The organism is Aureibaculum marinum (assembly GCF_003813905.1).
GTDB classification, from domain to species: domain Bacteria; phylum Bacteroidota; class Bacteroidia; order Flavobacteriales; family Flavobacteriaceae; genus Aureibaculum; species Aureibaculum marinum.
Genome location: NZ_RPFJ01000002.1, coordinates 159,364 through 176,547, shown reverse-complemented (window position 1 = coordinate 176,547; position 17,184 = coordinate 159,364). Strand labels below are relative to the sequence as shown.

At 31.2% G+C, this 17,184-nt stretch carries 9 protein-coding genes; 7 read left to right on the top strand and 2 right to left on the bottom strand.

What is annotated here, in order from left to right:
* Position 1: 1 nt before the first annotated feature.
* A complete protein-coding gene (locus tag EGM88_RS01530) occupies positions 2–2,314 on the bottom strand; it encodes a family 20 glycosylhydrolase (protein ID WP_123896182.1) in 2,313 nt (770 codons plus the stop codon).
* Between the two features lie 3 nt (positions 2,315–2,317).
* Positions 2,318–4,567, bottom strand: a complete 2,250-nt coding sequence (locus EGM88_RS01525; RefSeq protein ID WP_123896181.1) for an alpha-N-acetylglucosaminidase — start codon at positions 4,565–4,567, stop codon at positions 2,318–2,320.
* A 648-nt stretch (positions 4,568–5,215) separates the two neighbouring features.
* Here EGM88_RS01525 and EGM88_RS01520 point away from each other — a divergent pair.
* The 7 genes from EGM88_RS01520 (at position 5,216) to EGM88_RS01495 (ending at position 17,180) form a co-directional block, all read left to right on the top strand.
* Positions 5,216–7,252, top strand: a complete 2,037-nt coding sequence (locus EGM88_RS01520) for an alginate lyase family protein (protein ID WP_123896179.1) — start codon at positions 5,216–5,218, stop codon at positions 7,250–7,252.
* Between the two features lie 106 nt (positions 7,253–7,358).
* Positions 7,359–9,758 (top strand): glycoside hydrolase family 88 protein, encoded by a 2,400-nt coding sequence (locus tag EGM88_RS01515; protein WP_162497522.1) that lies wholly within the window; start codon positions 7,359–7,361, stop codon positions 9,756–9,758.
* A gap of 78 nt (positions 9,759–9,836) precedes the next feature.
* Positions 9,837–11,099: a DUF2264 domain-containing protein gene (locus tag EGM88_RS01510; RefSeq protein WP_123896175.1), complete on the top strand. Its 1,263-nt coding sequence runs from the start codon at positions 9,837–9,839 to the stop codon at positions 11,097–11,099.
* A gap of 147 nt (positions 11,100–11,246) precedes the next feature.
* Entirely contained in the window at positions 11,247–12,023 is a 777-nt protein-coding gene (locus EGM88_RS01505; protein WP_123896174.1) for a DUF4350 domain-containing protein, read from the top strand.
* Positions 12,024–12,046: 23 nt separating this feature from the next.
* Positions 12,047–13,204, top strand: a complete 1,158-nt coding sequence (locus tag EGM88_RS01500; protein ID WP_123896172.1) for a glycoside hydrolase family 88/105 protein — start codon at positions 12,047–12,049, stop codon at positions 13,202–13,204.
* Positions 13,205–13,376: 172 nt separating this feature from the next.
* On the top strand, positions 13,377–13,616 hold the full coding sequence (locus tag EGM88_RS15715) for a hypothetical protein (protein WP_148084077.1): 240 nt from the start codon (positions 13,377–13,379) through the stop codon (positions 13,614–13,616).
* Positions 13,617–14,165: 549 nt separating this feature from the next.
* Positions 14,166–17,180 carry a SusC/RagA family TonB-linked outer membrane protein gene (locus tag EGM88_RS01495; RefSeq protein ID WP_123896170.1) on the top strand — a complete coding sequence of 1,005 codons (3,015 nt, stop codon included), beginning with the start codon at positions 14,166–14,168 and terminating at the stop codon, positions 17,178–17,180.
* The last annotated feature ends 4 nt before the right edge of the window (positions 17,181–17,184 follow it).

Here is a 17,184-nt window from a genome sequence, read left to right as displayed (position 1 = left end):
TTTAATTTCTTAATGGATTTACTAGCTGCTCAAATGGTAATATTTCTTCTGATAATTTCGTTTTATAGGTAATGTTCAATTGATTTTGTATTTTCTTATAGAAGTAATCGATTTTGAATTTATGGGATCCTCCTGTTAGATTAACTGTAAATGATTCTGTTTTTTTTCCAAATTCGTTACCTTTAGCTATTAATTTACCGTCTATATATAAATTTGCTAAACCGTCATCTGTTAATACATAGAAAGTATATTCATCTTCTTTTGGTATAGTTAAAGTTCCTGTTAATTGAACAGCGTAAGGGTTGTACAAACCTTCAAATCGTGTTTCGATATGACCAAATTCTTTTACTTTTGCAAAAAGACGACCATTAATCTTTTCTAAACGTTTTGGTGTCATTTTACCTGTTACACCTTTTCTAATCTCTGTTAATTTTGAAAAGTCAGGTATTTTATCCCATCCATTATAATCATTAGGTCTAAATACTTTATAATTATAAAAAGGAGTGATTTTTTGAAAATATTGCTGTTCAGGATATCCAATTTTTTCACCAGAATTATCATATAATTGAACTGTAAGTACTCCGCTTTTTTTGATCTCTATAGGAGAACTATACACATTTGCCTTACTCATATCAGGTATTCCCCAATCGTCATTGTATGCCCAGTGTAAAGTTCCCTCTTGAGAAGTGTTTAGCTTAACTGTAGCAGTGGTTGTAAAAGTAAAATCCTTATCGTTTAGTAATCCTTTTGGTTCAATTGATGCTGGCTTAAATAGTAAGGAGTATAAAGAGTTTGTTTTAGAGTATTTTGTTTTGAATATCTCATAATTTTTGATATTTGTATTGTACCATAGTCGCTCAGATAATACAGGTACTCGCTCTTGTAACACAGGAAGAACATCTTGATAGTTTTGTTCCCAAAATGAAATTTGGGCACCTAATATTGCCTCACTTTTCTCGGTTGTAATGTTTTTAATTTTGTCTTGCCAATGACTCCATTGGTTAACATCCCATTTATAAGCTGTTTCTTGTGAAGGTGCAAAATTCATAGCACCTACCATATACCAAGGAATCCAGGTAGAATTTACAATTTTATACCCATTTTTAAGTAAGTTTTTAGGGTTGTTATAAGTGGTGTTCCATACAATTATAGATATGTCTTTGTCAACTACAACGTTGCCAGCACCTGTATTATGAAACCCTTCCCAAACTATGGTTTTCTTCCCTGTTTCTTTTACCATGGCGTTTAACCTATTAATAAAATGACAAAAAAGTTCGTTAACATTTCCTTTGTTTGCTTCGGTTAGGTTATGCTTTTTAGTGTATTCTTGATAAGTTGGAACTTTCTTTACCTGCTCTAAATAAACTTCATCGCCACCAATATGAATATAAGGACTTGTATAAAAAACTTCAGCTAACGATTTTATAATTTCATTAATTGCAGTGTACGTTTTTTCATTAGCTATGTTGACTACATATAGTTGGTCAGGTTGTTGAGTTTTTTTATTAATATTTCCGAATATTTCAGGATAAGTGTTCCATAATATACTGGAATGACCAGGTAAATCTACTTCTGGTATAATAGTAACACCACGATTTTTTGCATATTCAACAAGGTCATTTAGTTCATCTAATGTATAGTAATTTCTATTTCCATTTTTGTCTACGCTTTTTAATTTAGGATATTTTTCTAAAGGGAAAGTAAACCTTCTATTATCACTTAAATGAAGACTTAGGTAATTAATTTTATAGAACCACAAAAGGTCAATGGTTTCTTTTATGGTTTCTACAGGTTGCCAAAATCTTGCTAAATCTAACATGACAGATCTATAGTTATAATCTGCATAATCTTTAAGTTCCATTTTAGGAAATACAAAGAAATTATCTTCTTTTTCTTGACTGCTTTGAATTAAAGTAGCTACTGCTGTTGCAGCTGTAGCGTAATCTTTTGCAGTTATTTTGATACTCTTATCAATTGAGATTGAATAACTATTTTCTTCTAGATTGGTGTCTAAGGCTATATAAATTAGATTTTTGTCGTGCTTGCCTTGACTTACAGCTATACTTTTATTAGAAATAGTTTTAAGTGAATTAGCAATTAATTCTCCAATAGGAACTAAATCTGTAGATTGTACTTTTATCCCTTTAATGGAAGAGATAGGAATAAAACCTTTATTTAGGTTTATTTCTTTTGGCGATGGAATTAGAGCTAAATCTTTCAAGTCAAAATGATAATTTTCAGCAGATTTAGAGATGGAGTCACAAGAAATTATAACTCCTAATATGAGTAAAATATAAAATTTTTGTAATCTCATTACTTATTGTTTAAAAAAAGATTTATATTCTTTTTGTAGTCTTTTGGCAACTACAATAGGGTTTTCAGTAACTTTTGACGGATAACTATCATTACTTTTGGTCCAGTTGTAATCCATTTCACGTACTTCTTTATCATATTGTTTTGGGTTAAATTCAATGTTTTTAAGTAATGATTGTCTTAAGTGATTTATAAATAATTCCCATCTAGGTTTATAATACCCTGAGAATAACCCATTCCATTGTTTACCTGCATAATCACGTAATCCTCCTTCTGGATAAGGCTGCCATATTGTAATTATTGTTCTTGCATTCCATTCAAAAAAGTCTTGCTCTTCTTTGTTATCACCCCAACTTCTTGCATCTTCCAGCCATTTGCCTAATAGAAAATTTTCGTTTGTTCCAGTAATTGCATCTAAATCGTCAAGCATTTTTAATAGATTAGCAGCAGCTACTTCAAACTTTTCTTTATCTTTCGCTTGATAGGCAACACTTAGGTTATTAATCATTTTGTGAGTTAACCCTGCAATAAGTTCTCGATAGATATTTGTCACATCAAAGTTGTAAGATTCATTGTCTTTTAATGTTTCACTAGCGTTAAGAATTAAATCAGCAGCTTTTGAAAATTCAATCACATCAAAATCCCAAGCAAAAGGAGTTTTTTTGGTAATTTTAAAATCCTTACGAACGTGGCGTTCATCTTCTTTACTACCTTCTTCAAATATCATTAATCTAGGAGTGGTAATTAAAGGAGACCACATGGTTCTTGTTCTATTGTATACTGTTTTACCTAATACTTGCCATGCTTGTTGAGCATCTTTATTTTCTACTCCATATCTTCGAATAGCATAGTTACTAAGCCACTCATCAATATTCACTTTGTCTTGATTCCATGTTTTTTCAAAAATAAAATCTTGTATAATTGAATTGTAGCCTAAGCCTTCTGGTATAACTCCAATTCCTTTTAAGTTATTCTTGATTTCTGAATTATAGGCAAGTTGAAACTGTTTTTGCATGGCTGATAAATCGCCACTCATGTTCACCTTTTGGTCTTCATTACAAATTACGTTCCATATCCAAGGTTGTCCATAAAAAGCATCTGTTTTGTCCCATGTCGGATTCTTTTCACCATACAAATCAAGTACAATTACTTTGTCTTTGGGTATGCCATTTAAAAACGCTCTACCTCGTTCTTTCGTCCAAAAATCTTTTTTAAAGTAGAAAAACCAACCTTGTAAAACCCATACAGCTTCTGGATCTGCTTTAGCCATAGATTCATAAACGTTGTGGCTTACTTGAGCTAAAAATTCAGGGTCTGTTGATGGCGGATTTACTTCTATAAAACAATCGGCATCATAAAGATGGTCTGTGCCATAAAGTTCTGTTTGTTTTTTGATAAAAGCTGTTCCTATAGTTTGAAATAGAGGATCTGTAGGGTCTAAAAAATAGGTACCTTCAACACCAGCCCATTCATCAATTTGAAAAATATTAGCGTTTGGGTATAATTCTTTCAAGGCTTTAGGTACGTGCCCAGTAAACGATTGCAATACAGGTTTCATACCTAAAGCTCTCATTCGATTAAGTATTTTAACTTGTAATTCTTTTCTTTTTTTGATCCAACTATCTGGTAATGGACCTCCCATACCATCAATATTTCCCATCCAGCCCCAAGGTAAATGAGCAGGCCCCACAAAGAATGAACTAATTTGTTCATCGGTCATTCCTAACTCTTTAAACACTTCTACCCATACCGCTTCTTGTCCAATAATTGCTAGTGGCATGTTAACACCTTTAAGAGCCATATAATCAATCATTTGTTCCCATCGTGACCAATCCCACCAAGGCATTGTATAACCGTAAGTACAGTAGTTAAAAAAATAGCGATAATCAAAAGGTGTTTCTATTCTTGTTTTTTCAACAGGTGGTAGTGGATTGGGTAAGTTAATTTGATTGGAATTAAGTGAAATATCTGATTGGCAATAGTTTTTTAAATACCAATCTAGTCCTGAACTTAAGGCTATACCATTATTTCCAGTTATTTTAATTTTATTTCCTAAGCTTTCTATCTCGAAATAATCTTTATTTGAAGAAGAGCTATCAATAGTAAATTCGAAAGAAGTGTAGTTGTTAGGTAAAAGACGTTCAGTTAAAGCAAGTGCTGCTTTAATTGGTTCTGATTTAGAAACATTTTTTTCGCAATTGGTAAGTGAGAATATTATTATAAAAACTATGTAAAGAAATTTATGTTTTGACATTTTCTGTTTTTATTTTAAATATGAATTATATTTTTTGATATTGAACTAAGAGATAAATTTAGATTAAAAACTTTCCATACTAAATTTGATTTTTCTACAAAAATTTTTCATTCAATTAAATTATGAATGGAAAGTCTAAAGCCTAATTCAAATAATTAGTTGCAAACATAACTTGTAGGTAGATTAATAAATGATAATTGTGTATCAAGTTATGGGAAAATAGTATCATTATGTAGCTTTTGACTCAATAAGGAAAGGGTTTTGGTGTTTTACACACTTCTTTAGATTAGAAAAGATATAAGTAATATGTTAAATTAAATATCAAATTTATATCATCTAAATGTCAGTTTTTGTTTTGTGGTTAATTTATATGTTTTTGATACTATTTTATAGGCGTTGCCTTTTGTGAATATGTAATTTTGATAGTAATATTAATAAGGTTTTTATAGATGAAAAATTACTAAAATTCATCTAGACTAAACTAAAAATTGTATAGGTGAAAAATAAGAATTAGATAGTTTTTTATTTTCTCTCTTTATTAAAAAGGTGTTTTTTTTATAGGCCTTGTTATTTGTAAAAATAAAAGATATAGTCTTTAAATTTAAGTTTTGGAAGTCTGAAAGCGATATTCTAAAATAAAATCTACTTATGAGATTAAAATTTATAGTAATTACGATTTTTATAGTTTCGACAACCTCCATTTTTGCTCAGCAAGAGTGGAAGCATGTATTATCTATTAATGATTTATATGAGCATTACCCAGAAGTTATTGAGAAAATGTTCTTTAATTTTAATTTAGATTATCCAGGCCTCGAAAAGGTAAAAGTTGAGTATGAAAAGAATAATGTGGTTGCCGCTTGTCAAAATTTATTAGAGTATTATAAAAATGGAAATACGGCAAGTTACTTAAGAATTAAGCAGCCTATAACAACGAACCAAAGAGAATCACTGGCGGATAGTATTTTACAGAATATTTTTATAATTCAAGGAGTAAAGGGGCAAGTACCAGTTAAAGAAAATGGACATAGAAATTGGAACTATAGAGGTTCTAATAACGACGTAGAATGGGCATGGCTTTCCAATAGGCATCCTCAAATTGATAGCTTATTTTTAGCTTATAAAAGAACAGGAAACCCTGATTATGCTCAATATATTGATTTGTTTCTTCGCGATTTTATCATTGCAAGTATGCCTTATCCAGCAAAAGCGAGTTCAACTGAAATTTGGCGAGGCTTAGAGGTTTCTTTTAGAGCTAAAGTTTGGCCTAAGATTTTTTATGGATTAATAAATAGTAACTATTTATCACCAGCAACTCAATTGTTAATCCTCTCAAGTTTGCCAGATCATGCTCATTACAATAAAAATTTTCATAAGAAAACAGGAAACTGGCTAAGTATGGAGATTTCTGGCTTAGCAACAGTTGCAGCGACTTTCCCAGAATTTAAGAAATCTAAGGAGTGGTTAGCATATTCCATTACTACAATGGTAAATAGTATGAAAGCACAGGTATATCCAGATGGTGTACAAAAAGAACTCACTTCTCATTATCATAACGTGACGCTTGAAAGTTTTGAAGAATTAAAAAATATATGTGAAAGGTCAGAAATGCCTTTGCCTGAATATTATAATAAAACCTTAGAACAAATGTATGGGTATTCAGCTCATACTATGAGACCTGATGGCTCAGGTCCGTTAAATAACGATTCAGATAGAAATAATATAAGAGGCTTAATCTTAAAAGGTGCAAAAACATTTAATCGAGATGATTGGAAGTTTATTGCAACAAATGGTTTTTCAGGTATGAAGCCAAAAGAACAGCCTTCCTATTTTTATCCTTGGGCAGGTCATTTTGTGTCAAGAAGTGGTTTTGAATCAAGTGCTCATTGGTCTTTTTTTGATATGGGGCCATGGGGAATTGGACACGAACATAGCGATAAATTACATTTATCAATATCGGCTTATGGCCGTGATTTATTGGTGGATGCAGGCAGGTTTGCTTATTCAGGTAAATTGTATAAAAAATTTAGAAACTACGCTATTGGTAGTGCTGGACATAACTTACTATTAATTGATGATAAGGGGCAAAAGCCCGGACCTGCTTCAGTTAAATTTCCAATAGATAATAACAAAGTTAGAATAGAAGAAAAATTTGATTATGCTACAAGTAACTTCAATAGTTTTAATGTAGAAGGAACTGTTGATCATAACCGAACGTTGCTTTATGTAAGAGGAGAATTCTGGATTGTAGTTGATCGAATTAATACTAGCAAGCCAAGGAAAATTAGTGCTTTATGGCATTGGCATCCCAGTTGTATTATTTCTGCTGACGCAGTAATAACAAAAACGAATAATAAACAAGGAAACTTGTTAATTAAGCCCATTACAAATCAATCTTTTCAGTTGAATCTTGTAAAAGGTCAAGAAAATCCAGTACAAGGTTGGTATAGCTCAGAATACAATAAAGTGGAAGCCAGTACTACAAGTATTTATTCAACATATATTAATCAGGACGATACAATTGCATGGATACTTGTTCCAGGGAAACAAACAATTCCTAATCTAAAAGCTAAAGTTTTATCAAAAAATAAAGAAAATATAAAGATTAAAGTTACATCATCAAATAAAACATGGATTTTAAATATTCCATTTTACGATAGTTCAGGTGTAAAAGTAATAGTAAAATAAGAGAGTTAAAATTAATACTAAGATAATAATAAAAAGGAAATTCAGTATGCTAAAAATTAACATAATCATATTAACTATTACATTTTTATGTCTTAATATAACTCTAATGGCTCAAAATGGAATTGGACAAATGAGGGTTAATAAAACAACAGGACAAAACAGTGAATCGTTTAAATCCTTTGCATTTAATGGTATGTGGACATCAAATGTCAATTCTAAAGCTGTTTATTTTGAAGGTAAATTTAAAAGAACATACTCATGTTGGGTTGATAACTATGGAAACATAACCGTTGGTTCTTTTGATCATGAGACAAAAAAAATAGACACACATATTCTAGATAAAAATTTAGAAGATAAAAATCTTATTAATCCTTCTATATTAATTGATAACGATGGAAGATTACTGTTTTTTTACAATAAACGAGAACCTAAGACGTCTTCTGTTAATCCAACAACATGTTTAATTCGTTCGATAAACCCTGAAAATATAAGTCAATGGGGAAAAGTACAATATCTTAATTTAAATGATAAAACCAAAAATGATTTAAAAGTTACTAAAAGTTCTTTTAATTATGTATATCCTATTAAATTGAAGGCTGAAAATGATAAACTTTATCTATTTTGGAATGGACTGAACGGGAAATTAAATTTTTCTACAAGTGTTGATAATGGCTTAACATGGTCTGAAGAAGTTTTTGTGTATGAGCTGAATGCTAATAATAAATTTAGCCAAACACAAATTCAAATCTATTCAAATGGTGGTAGTAAAATTCATTTTGTAATTTCTGATGCCTCCTCAACTAAAATAGGAAATAAAAGTATTTATTATACTTATTATGAAAATGGGGCTTTTTTTAAAGCAAATGATATAAAAATAAAAGACATTGCTGACTTGCCTATAAAAACAAATGAATTAGGAATAATATATCAGTCAACTCTTAGTGATTTAAAGCCGACCATTTGGGATGTAGCTGAAGATAACAATGGAAATCCGGTAATTGCATATTCAAAACATGCTAAAGACGATAAATTTTATTACAACTATGCGAAATGGTCTAATAACAATTGGATCAATAAAGTATTAGTATCTACCGGAAATAGGTTTTCATTACAACAAGTAGATACCAAAGTAGGTGTTCCAAATTACTATGGAGGCATGAGTATTGATCATGAAAATACCAATGAGTTGTATCTCTCTGTAAATCGTGATTCTGTTTTTGAAATTGAAAAATGGACTACCAAAAATAACGGTAAATCTTGGAAAGTTAATCTAATAACAAAGGGGTCCGAAAAAGATAATATACGTCCGTTTGCAGTAAGGAAAGCAGAAAAAGATAATCCTTTACAACTTTTATGGATGCAGAGTTCTAATAAAATTGTTTCTACTAGGTCGTTTTCATCAAATACTTCATGGGCAGAACGTTTTCATAGTTCTATCAAAATGGGTGTGCAGTCCCCTAAAATAACAAATCCGTTAGCTCCAAAACAAATACTTGACATTATGCGTCAAACAACAGATTGGCAATTTGCAAATCCTTATGATCTTAATAGATTAATTGATTGGCATTGGGGAACGTTCTATGTTGGACTTGAAGACTTTTATGAACTGACAAAAGAAGACCGGTACAAACAAGAAATGATTAATATTGGTGAGCATGTAAACTACAAAGTAGATGATAAATTCTTTTATGCAGATATGCTCACAGTAATATCAAACTGGGTATGGTTATACGAATTGGATAGGAAACCAGAAATGATTGATCATAGTAAATGGGTGTTAGATGCTCATTTAGCTACACGTCGTCCATACAAGGCAGATGTGCGTTTTGCAAACAATCCTTATTTTGATGAATGGTGGACTTGGTGTGATGCTTTATTCGTAGCCCCACCCGTTTTTGGTAAAATGTGGCAGGTAACTGGCGAAAAAAAGTATTTAGATTATATGGATAAAATGTTCTGGATTACCACAGACTACTTGTACTCAATAGAAGATTCATTGATGTATAGAGATGACCGTTATTTTGATAAACGTTCAGAAAACGGGAAAAAAATATTTTGGGGTAGAGGTAATGGTTGGGTCATTGCAGGTCTGGCTCGTATATTAGATATTTTACCACAAGATTATCCAAGTAGACCCAAATATGAACAGATGTATAAAGAAATGGCAGCTAAGTTATTAGGGCTTCAAGGGAAAGATCATATGTGGCGTATTAGTCTTTTGGATCCTGAGTATCAGGATAAGGGAGAAACTAGTGGAAGTGCATTTTATGTGTATGCTCTCGCGTGGGGTTTAAATAATGGCCTTTTAGATGTTAAACATAGAGTTGCTGTAGAAAATGGTTGGAAAGCGTTAACTACCAAGGTGAATAAAAATGGTAAGTTAGGTAGCGTTCAGGCCGAAGGTATTGATCCAAGAAAGTTCACAGAAGATGATTGGCAGGTTTACGGTACTGGTGCTTTTTTAATGGCTGGTAAAGAAATGTACATGCTTGAGGTAAAAAAATAAGTGCATTTTTATAGATAATAATTTAAAGACTATCAATATAATAATAGAAGCAAATTAGTATAATTAAATCAATTTTCAATGAAGTATTTTAAAGTTATAATTACAATTACAATTCTCATTTTTAATATATCCTGTGGACAAAAACAAACGCAAGAAAATGAGGTGATTAGAGGTGCAAGTGGAGAAGAAGATAGAGCATATAGTATTCAGCTTATGCAAAAAATTGTAGATCCCATTTTAAAACCGTTAAGTGAACAAAAATTGCATGAAAAGTTGCCTTTAAAAGACTGGGAAATAAATAATGAGAGGTGTGATTATAGAACAACTTATATTCAAGCTGCAGGGCGTACACTTTCAGGTTTGTCTCCATGGTTATCTTTAGGGGCTGATGATTCTGAAGAGGGTAAGCTACGAGGCAAGTATATAGATTTAGCATTGAAAGGGTTAATTAATATTACAAATCCTGATTCTAAGGATTATCAATTTAGTAAAGAAACTGATACTTACGAGCGTATAGTTCATAATGCATATATCGCTTATCCATTATTGATTGCTACAGATCAATTATGGACTCCACTTACCGTAAAGCAAAAGGAAGATGTTATTACCGCTTTAAAAACACATAGAAAGTATAAACCTTTTAATAATAATTGGTTGTTATTTGCTTCTGTTATTGAAGCTGCAATATGGAAACTTACGGATTCTTGTGAAATTGAGAAAATAGAAAATGGAGTTAACAAGCATATGGAATGGTATTTGGGTGATGGTATGTATGGTGATGGGCCTCAGTTTCACTGGGATTACTACAATAGTTTTGTAATTCAGCCTTTATTACTTGAGGTTCTTAAAGTTTGCGAAGAGAAAGACCATAACTTAAAAGAATTATTACCAAAAGTTATTGGTAGAGCCAAGCGGTATGCAGAAATACAAGAACATCTTATTTCACCGGAAGGCACCTATCCTGTAATTGGAAGATCATCAGTCTACAGAATTGCCACTTTTCAGCATTTAGGATATATGGCTTTTAGAAATAGTTTGCCAAATTCAATAGAACCAGGAGCAACAAGGGCAGCTCTAATGGCCATTACAAAAAGATTAATGGAACCTTCTGGTACTTTTGACGAAAATGGATATTTAAATCCAGGAGTTGTAGGAAAACAACTTGAAGCAAGAGATGTTTATACTTTAACAGGAGCTTTATATATGAGTACTTTAGGGTTAACCCATTTAGGATTACCAGCTGATGCTCCATTTTGGACAGAACCAGCAGGTAAGTGGTTTCAACAAAAAGTATGGGATGGTGATGTTATTGGCAAGCAACATGAATATTATGGGCAATAAGTTGTGTTTTTAAAATTGAATAATGTGATTGAATATCACGGTTAATTTAGTTGTAACTAAAACTTTTTTATAAATAAAAGTGAATACAATAATCTTACCCGTTATTATTAGTACATGCTTAAAATAAAAAAATCATTCCTTTTAATTATGAAATTTAAATACTTGTTAATTGCCTTGTGTTTTTTAGATCAATATTGTAATGCACAACAAAAAGATATTTTACTTGATAATTATTACAATAATGAAGTGAATTTACAGACAGGAAAGCCATACCATTATCTTTGGGAGGATGAAAATCCAAGTGGATTTTCAGAATTTGGGAAATTATTTAGAAAGGAAGGATATACACTTTCTTTATTAAAATCGAAACCAACAAATCAAAATTTAAGAGATGCTAAAGTTTATATCATTGTAGATCCTGATACTGAAAATGAGGTTAAACGGCCGAATTTTATGGATGAGAAAACAGCATCTGTTATTGCAAGTTGGGTTAAAAAAGGAGGTAGACTTTTAATATTAGCCAATGATGCAAACAATTGTGATTTAGATAGTTTAAACCTTTTGGCAGGTAAATTTGATTTAAAGTTTAATAAAAATACTTTATATACGGAAAGCCCAAAACCAGGAGAATACCGAAATTTTGAGAGTTGTAGTTTTGTTAACCTTCCCAATCATGATTTGTTTAAGCAAGTAGATAAAATTTTTATAAAGGGATTGAGCTCTATTTCTTGTAAAAACAACTCAAAACCCATCTTAACAGATAAAAATCATACCATTATTGCTGAAGTTACATATGGTAAGGGAAAAGTTATTGCTGTTGGAGACCCTTGGTTATACAATGAATATATTAATCATTATAGTCTTCCAATTGACTTTAATAACCTACAAGCAGCAAAGAATTTAGTAAAAATATTAACACAATAAATACAATTTTAAAACGAGGTAAGATGAGATATATAAAAAGTAAACTCCATAGTTCAGCAGTAGTCTTTACAACAAGTATAATGTTTATTATGCTTTTTCAATCATGTAAAGCTCAAAACAATATTGTGACAGCAGATATTTATAATCCGAACCATATTTTACATTCAATGGAAAAAGTTGCAGATTGGCAACTGTTAAACCCAACTGAAAGAGCTTGGAATTGGTGGAACTATGGCCCTTTTTATGCAGGTGTCATGTCACTTTATCGTAACGGAGGAAATGAAAAATACCTAAAGGCAGTGATGGCTATGGGTGAGAAGGTAAATTGGAAAACCAGACCGCAACCCTACAATGCGAATGTTTTGTGCATAGCTCAATCTTTTTTAGAATTATATGAAATAAAAAAACAAGATTATATCATTGAAAACACTTTATTTACAATTGATGCCACTCTAAACAGAAATTATGTGAAACCAGATGTCACTTTTATTGATAATGATTATTGGTTGGAGTGGTGGTCTTGGTGTGATGCTTTGTTTATGGCTCCGCCAGCATATGCTCATTTGGCATCAATAACGAAGGAGTCTAAATATTTAGATTATATGACTAAGCATTGGAAAATGAGTTCTGAATATCTATATAGCAAACAAGACAGCCTTTTTTTTCGTGATGATCGTTTCTTTACTCAAAAATCAAAAAATGGAGAAAAAATATTTTGGTCAAGAGGTAACGGTTGGGTAGTAGCTGGATTAGCACGAGTGTTAATTCATATGCCTAAGGATTATTCAGAAAGAAAATTCTTCGAACAACAGTTTATTGAAATGAATACACGATTGATTTCTTTGCAAATGGATAATGGTTTTTGGAGTCAAAGTTTATTGGATGCTGAAAATTATCCTCAAAAAGAATCAAGCGGTACGGGTTTTTTCGTTTACAGTATGGCTTGGGGTGTTAATAATGGACTGTTAGATAGAGAAACGTTCTTACCTGTTATAAAAAAAGGATGGAAAGCATTGAGCGAGTCTGTGCATGCTAATGGGAAATTGGGTTACGTTCAAGAAATTGGAGACTCACCAACGGATGTAACTTTTGATGATACTGAATTGTATGGAAGTGGTGCTTATATTTTAGCCGGAAATGAAGTTTATCAATTAATGGGGGGAACTGTCAATAAAAAATAACGCAATTAGTTAAATTTTAGTGTATTGAAATTAAATATTAAGGTTTTTTTTAGTATTATTTGTTTCCAATCTATTTGCGAATGGGAGTTAAGCAAATAGATTGGAAACAAATAATAAACAGGTAAACTTCTTAATTAAATCCTTTACAAATTAGTATTTTCAGTTAGATCATGTGAAAGATCAAGAAAATACTGATAGCTCAAAATACAATAAAGTAGTAGCCGATACAACAAGTATTTATTCAACATTTATCAATCGAGATGATACAATTATATGGATACTTGTTCCAGAAAAACAAGTAATTCCTAATTTAAAAGCTAAAGTTACCTCACTAAATAAAATATGGGTTCTAAATATTCTATATTACGATAGTTCGGATGTAAAATCACTCGAAATAGAATTAAATCGCTAAGGTCAATTAAATAACTAGTTAGGGTGGTAAGTTAATTAAGTTGTTGCGATTTAATGTTTTGTAGAGTTAAAAAATCACTTCTAAAGCTGTTTGTTCTGAATCTGAAATAAACATACTCAAATTGGGTTGAAACTAAGTAAATGTTACCGTTGGTTATCATAATCATGAAATTATGAAAATTACTACACATATTTCGTGTATAACTTTTGAAGTAAACAGAGTAAAGTAAATATATCTGAATATTATATTCTTATTATAAAAAGTAACTGAAAAACAATAAAAATAAGGCTTTAGCCAGGGGATGATACAATTTTACATGTATTTGACACTTAATTGTAATTAAAATGATTGTTCTGAAGGTAGATTTGTTCGAAAGTTATTTAAATACTAAAAGCTTTCAAATTTTTAATATCCAATTGTAATAGAAATAAAGAATTATAAACCTTAATCCCCAATCATATGATAGAATAAAAAATAAAATTTAACTAATGTAAAAACAATGCGAAGAGCATTATAAATAAAATAAGTGATTAACAAAATGCAAATTTTATGAAAAATCAAATAATATATATCCTTTGTTTCTTTTTATACAGTGCAAGTACTTTTGCTCAGCAAAATATTACTGTAAAAGGAAAAGTTATTGACTCAGAAACAGGTTTAACAATTCCAGGTGCAAACATTATTGAAAAAGGGACTAAAAATGGCGTAATGTCCGATTTCGATGGTAATTTTACTATCCAGACAAAAAGTGATGCAACTTTAGTATTCAGTTTTATTGGGTATGCAACTTATGAAGTTCAAGTAAATGGACAAACAAATATTGATGTAACTCTACAAGTAGAAAGCTCGTTATTAGACGAGGTTGTGGTTGTAGGCTACGGTACAGTAAAAAAATCTGACTTAACAGGGTCTGTAACCAGAGCAAATATTGAAAATTTTGCTAATCAGCCAAATACAAGTATTACACAATCTTTGCAAGGAGCTGTTACAGGTTTAAATGTAGGGGCTGTTACGGGAGCAGGAGGGCAGCCTTCTATTTCTATTCGTGGTCGTAATTCATTGTCAGGCAGTACAAGTCCTTTAATTGTATTAGACGGAATTATTTACCGTGGTAGTTTAATAGATATTAATCCTTCCGATGTAGCCTCCGTAGATGTTTTAAGAGATGCTAGTTCTAAAGCTATTTACGGATCTCAAGCAGCAAATGGAGTGGTTATTATTACTACAAAAAATGGGAAAAGAGAAAAAAAACCAAGTTTTAATTTTTCTACATACTACGCTTCTTCATCACCTGCAAAACGTTTACATCCTTTAGATAGAGAAGGGTATATTCAAAAAGCAAAAGATATGTTTTGGGAACAGGCTTATAATGGACCTGATTATACAACACCAAATACTGCTTTTGACCCAACAACTACTTGGGGTGGTGTAGATGGTATTTTAGAAGGTTATAATGATGGAACTGATACCGATTGGATGGATTTAGTTACACAAGATCCTTTTATTTATAATGCTAACATTAGCATGAGTGGCAGTACAGAAAAAACGGCATACTTTTTATCTGGAGGTTTTACTCAAGAAGATGGTTGGGCTAAAAATGATACTTATGATAGGATAAATTTACGTGCCAACTTTGACACTCAAGTTACAGATTGGTTAAGCATAGGCATGCAAACTTTTATGTCTAGCGGAGACTATTCTGGTGCCGCAGCCAATATTAGAAATGCTATAATTTTGTCTCCATTGGTAAAACCTTATAATGAAGATGGTAGCATAAATTACTATCCAGTAGGTAATGACCCTAACCCATTAGCATCTTTAGAAGTTGATAATTTTGACAAACGTTTAAATCTTTTTGGAAATTTCTCAGCAACTGTTGCAATTCCTTATGTTGAGGGGTTAACTTATAAGTTAAGTTATTCAACAAATTACAGAACCCAACGATATGCTAGCTTCAATCCAAATGGACAAAACTTTACAGGATCAGCATCAAAATATAATTCTATGACTCAAGATGAAACTCTTGATAATGTTTTAACATATGTGAAAACTATAAATGATAAACATGATATAAATGTAACGTTACTGTATGGATATGAAGGAAGAGAAGGTGAAGATACAAATGCCTCATCATCAGAATTTTTAAATCAAGCACTAGGTTATAATAGTTTAGAAGCAGGTAATATAGAAAACCAACGTGTAAGTTCAGGAGCATGGGATGAAACCAGTCTTTACCAAATGGGAAGATTATCATATAAGTTTGATGATAAGTATTTAGCAACTTTCACTGTAAGAAGAGATGGCTTTTCTGGATTTGGTACTAATAAAAAGTTTGGAATCTTTCCTTCACTTGCTTTAGGGTGGGTTTTAAGTAAAGAAAAATTTGTGTCTGATATTATTCCAGCTGCTAATTTGTTAAAATTAAGAGCATCTTATGGTGCTAGTGGTAACAGAACTTTGGGAAGGTACGGCACTCTAGCTAGTGTTAGTGGAAGTTACCAATATGTATTTGGTGATGGAGGTTCTGCAGAATATGGTCAGTCAATATCTTCTTTAGCAAATAATGATTTAGGTTGGGAAACAACAACTGGATTAAATTTAGGGATAGACTTTGGATTCTTTAATAATCGAATAAACGGATATATAGAGTATTATTCAAGTAAAACTGAAGATTTATTATTTAATATTAATATACCTAATATTACAGGTTTTGGTTCTATAAGAAGTAATATAGGTGAAGTTGCTAATCATGGACTTGAGATTTCATTAAATACAGTAAATGTTAAAAATGACAACTTTGAATGGAATACTTCATTTGTTTATTCAAGAAATAAAAATGAAGTAGTTACTATTCTAGGTAGAGATGATGATGGAGATGGTATAGAAGATGATCTAATTTCAAATGGAATCTTTATTGGAGAGTCAATAGGAACTATTTATGATTATGTTGTAGATGGTAAGTATCAAATTGGAGATACAGATATTCCTAGTGGATATTATCCTGGTAATTATAGACTTAAAGATTTAGATGGTGAAGAAGGTATTAGTGGAGATGATAGAAAAATTATTGGACATACAGAACCTGCTTACCGTTTTAGTGTTTTTAATGAATTTAAATATAAAAATTGGAGTTTAAGTGCTTTTATTAATTCTGTGCAGGGAGGTAAAGATGGATATTTAGGTAACAATAATGCTAAAAAATCTGAATATGGATGGCAAGCTCATACTATGGCTACTTTTAATACTGTTAAAGAGTTTGATTATTGGACTCCTTCAAATCCAAATGGGGAATATTCAGGATTAAATTATCTAGACCCTATTGATCCTAATATTTATAAAGACAGAAGTTTTGTTCGATTACAAGATGTAAGTCTGTCTTATAATGTTCCTGAAAATATACTAGATAAAATGTCTATTGACAATTTGAAAATATTTGTTTCAGGTAAAAATTTACATACATGGACTAAGTGGAAAGGTATTGATCCTGAAACAGGTGCAGGATTTTCACCTGGATCTTATCCAGTAATGAAGAGTTATACTATAGGATTAAATTTAACCTTTTAAAAGT

Excerpts from the sequence above, each read along its gene's own strand:
- EGM88_RS01510 (WP_123896175.1), top strand. The coding sequence starts at position 9,837 with ATGAAGTATTTTAAAGTTATAATTACAATTACAATTCTCATTTTTAAT.
- EGM88_RS01495 (WP_123896170.1), top strand. The coding sequence starts at position 14,166 with ATGAAAAATCAAATAATATATATCCTTTGTTTCTTTTTATACAGTGCA.
- EGM88_RS01505 (WP_123896174.1), top strand. The coding sequence starts at position 11,247 with ATGAAATTTAAATACTTGTTAATTGCCTTGTGTTTTTTAGATCAATAT.
- EGM88_RS01525 (WP_123896181.1), bottom strand. The coding sequence starts at position 4,567 with ATGTCAAAACATAAATTTCTTTACATAGTTTTTATAATAATATTCTCA.
- EGM88_RS01515 (WP_162497522.1), top strand. The coding sequence starts at position 7,359 with ATGGCTCAAAATGGAATTGGACAAATGAGGGTTAATAAAACAACAGGA.
- EGM88_RS01520 (WP_123896179.1), top strand. The coding sequence starts at position 5,216 with ATGAGATTAAAATTTATAGTAATTACGATTTTTATAGTTTCGACAACC.
- EGM88_RS01500 (WP_123896172.1), top strand. The coding sequence starts at position 12,047 with ATGAGATATATAAAAAGTAAACTCCATAGTTCAGCAGTAGTCTTTACA.
- EGM88_RS01530 (WP_123896182.1), bottom strand. The coding sequence starts at position 2,314 with ATGAGATTACAAAAATTTTATATTTTACTCATATTAGGAGTTATAATT.